2 protein-coding genes are annotated in these 2,273 nt (G+C 58.2%); both read right to left on the reverse strand.

Annotation, left to right across the window (positions count from 1 at the left end; genetic code table 11):
• A partial coding sequence (locus KKA81_16295; GenBank protein MBU2652488.1) for a PAS domain-containing protein occupies positions 1-1,001 on the reverse strand: 1,001 nt, incomplete at its 3' end.
• A 12-nt stretch (positions 1,002-1,013) separates the two neighbouring features.
• Positions 1,014-2,273, reverse strand: a 1,260-nt coding sequence (locus KKA81_16300; protein ID MBU2652489.1) for a hypothetical protein, incomplete at its 5' end; no start/stop codon positions are given.

Here is a 2,273-nt window from a genome sequence, read left to right on the forward strand (position 1 = left end):
AGCGCATTCGGATCAACCAGGCACACTTCCGGTTGCCGTCCCTTGGCGAAACTCAGGAAGTCCTTCACGAGATGGGTGGTCTTGTCGAAATTGCGTTCCAGCATCTCCCAACCCTGACTGATCAGGGCCTTGTCGTTTTTTTTGAGACCGAGGCTGACGATGTACTTGCCGCCCTCCATACCCATGAGGATGTTTTTGACCGAATGGGCCAGACCGGCGACCGTTTGCCCTACTGCCGCGAGGCGTTCGGCCTCGATCATCTCGCCTTCGAGTTTCCTGAGATCGGTGATGTCGGTGGAGATTTCGATTACGTGAGCGACTTTCTCGCCGCCACGGGTCAGAGGCGAGGTCGTCACATGGTAGTGTGTTCGCTCGCCTTTGAGATTGATCCCGATTTGGTTGGATCGGTGCGCCTCACCGTCCTTAAACGTCTTGGCGGCCGGACAATGGGGGCATTTGCGCTTCTGGCGCTTGTACACTTCGTAGCAATGCTCCCCGAGGGCGTCACCGAAACGCTCACGAAAAGCTTCGTTGGCGCGGATGATGCGAAAGTCCTCGTCGATAACGGTCACGTAGCACGGCACGCGATCAAAGAGGATCTGGTACTGCTGCTGCCACTGGCGCGTCTCGGTTACATCGGAGGACATCTCAAGCACGTACTCGATCGGGCCGTCGCTGGTACGCCGCAGAGGAGCCGAGTGAACGACATAGTGGGTGTGACGGCCGCTGAGATCGATACCGACCTCGTCGGTGACGCGCGTCTGACCGTCGGAGAAAGTCTGAATCGTGTTGCACGGCTCGCAAGGGCGATCTGACTTTTTGTAGACCTGATAGCACTTCTTGCCCCGCCACGGGCCGTAGTACTCCTCGAAAGCACGGTTGGCGTCGACGACGTTGAAATCACGGTCAATCACCGCAACATTAAACGGCAATTGCTCCAGCACCTCGCGCTGCGGCCAGAGAACCTCCGCGACATCTTCCGGTGTCCCTCGACTAGCCATAGTAAGCTCCGTTCATTTGGGCTCCTCAACCAGAGACAAGCCGGGCATGACTACCCGGTTGTACTGCGGGTGGCGCAAAATATCCAACGCCTCGGCCTGCAGGTAGTCGGGTCCGTGACCGGTGTGACAGGCGGCACACTCGGCCATCGCCGCGCGTTCCGGCGACTCGGCCGCTTTCGTGCGGTGGCAGCCGACACACTGTGTGTGCATGGCGTTTACATAGGAAGCAGCCATGTAGTTTTTCACTTCGATCGTGGCTCCGGCCGGGATAAGATCCTTGTGACATTTATCGCAGGTTTTCGCGGAGGAGACCGTTCGATTTTGATCGGCTGCGTGGCAGTCGTTGCACGGGATATTGCCGCCGTCGTGGGCGGCGTGCCAGTCATGCCGGAACGCGTCGGCCGCGATATACATGCGGCTGTGGCAGGTGTAGCACCCGCTGGTCTGGTCCATCGGTTGATTCATGTGGTGGCACTGAACGCACGACTGTTCTCCTCCGAGTGAATCGACATGTACGGCGTGAGCAAACTCGACGCCGTAACCATCGCGGTTGCCGTCGACATAAAGCGTATCGCCGCCGCGTGCGCGCTGCGAAACGACCTGCTCGATACCGTCGCTGTGAAGGCGACTGCCGGGCAACAGGGCAAAGCCAAGCGCCATTGCCAGAATGAACGCGAGCGAGTACTTGGTGCGGCCGGCAACACCGGGCGCTCCGAGCCAAACCTCGCCGGCGCGGCTGAAACTCGGCCGGGCGTGGGGAGCGGATTCGGTTTCGACCGGGCGTTTATCCCAGATATGAAATTTCTCGACTGCGAACAAGAACACTATCATCATGAAAGCGACGATCGCAAACGAGATGGAAAATTCCATCCACGAGGGGAAGTACGAATCACCGGTAACGCCGGTCATGGTCAGGCCGCCGACATTGACGCGGTTGAAGATTGCGCCGAACACGACCATGGCCGATCCGATCCACTGGCCGGCAAGCGAGTGCCGAGTCCGGGGGACGGCGAACAGAATGAGCGGAATGATCGCCATGATCAGCAACTCTGTTATAAACAGGATGCTCTCGCGGCTGAGTGTGAAGATCATCGCTGTCTTGCCTTCGACCATGATGTCACCAAGTCTGACCAGCAGGTAGATGCTTAACACCCAGATTGCCGCCTTGCCGAGTTTGGCGATAAGATGCGACTCCGGTTTGCGATGATAGATCCAGGCCGAAATGAGACTCTCGAACGAAACCATCATCAAGCCGAGACCAATCGCCGAGAT

The organism is Bacteroidota bacterium (genome assembly GCA_018831055.1).
In the GTDB taxonomy this organism is placed as follows: Bacteria; Bacteroidota; Bacteroidia; order Bacteroidales; family B18-G4; genus M55B132.